This is a genomic window from Vibrio sp. 1731 (assembly GCF_033339955.1).
Lineage (GTDB): Bacteria > Pseudomonadota > Gammaproteobacteria > Enterobacterales > Vibrionaceae > Vibrio > Vibrio alginolyticus.
The window spans coordinates 1-1,007 of the sequence record NZ_JAWOVO010000189.1; the positions used below are offsets into that span (position 1 = coordinate 1).

1 protein-coding gene is annotated in these 1,007 nt (G+C 46.5%); it reads left to right on the forward strand.

What is annotated here, in order from left to right:
• Nucleotides 1-287: 287 nt before the first annotated feature.
• On the forward strand, nt 288-1,007 hold a 720-nt coding region (locus tag R7035_RS26145; RefSeq protein WP_318146441.1), incomplete at its 3' end, for an efflux RND transporter periplasmic adaptor subunit.

The following is a 1,007-nucleotide window of genomic DNA, read 5'->3' on the forward strand; positions in this document are numbered from 1 at the left end:
TACTTTACTTGAAATTGGTCTAAGCAAGCAGGCAACGAACACGGGCTCCTAGCCTTGAACTGCATGATTTCGTTTCAAGTTAGTTGAATGATGTAACGGCCACACACCATGTTGTTAGTCGCTACAGAAGTACAAATATCTTCGTCTATTTCAGATGCAATGAACTCACCGATTGCTCACAGGGAGTACTTGCTAACTCATTGAGCATTATGCTTTTTGATGTCGCATTTAGGTTGAAAAACCAACACGAGCATTCGGCTGAATACAACAATAAAAAAGGATTTTTGATGTTAGCAAAACCCATAGTACGTTGGCTTTTACCCTTCGTTGTCGTCGGCGGATCTTACGCTGGATATGCCGCGATTGCAGCGACAGCACCGGAGAAAGAGTCAACAAAAGAAACCATAACCGAACCCACAGTTCGAGCCTCTTCTCTTTTTCCTACTGACCATAAAGTCGTGATTACCAGCCATGGCGAATTGGTTCCATTCGAAAAAACACACCTTTCTGCTCAAGTCAGCGGTGAAGTGATCAGTTGGCACCCTAATTTTGTAACCGGTGGCATCGTGAAGCGTGGGGAAGTGTTATTCACGATAGAAAGCGATAATTATGAAGCGGCCGTACTTCAAGCTGAAGCGGGTCTGGCTAGTGCTCGAGCATCGTTAATTGAAGAACAAGCAAAAGCGGAAGTGGCGAAACGCCAAGCGAAGAAACTTAGCGACAAGCAAGTAACCGATCTGTACTTGCGTAAACCTCAGGTGCTTAGCGCGCAAGCGCAAGTGAAGTCTGCTCAAGCCGCTCTCAAACGTGCAAATCGCGACTTGGAAAACTGCCGAGTGGTTGCGCCATACGATGCTTTAGTGGTCGAGCGTGATGTCGGTGTGGGTCAGTTTGTGACGTCGGGATCTCGTGTCGCAACTTTGAATAACATCGAAGTGGCGGAAGTGCATGTTCCAATTGCTGGTTTTGATAGTGCGTTTTTGCCGGAGTCAATCAAAGAGCTGACA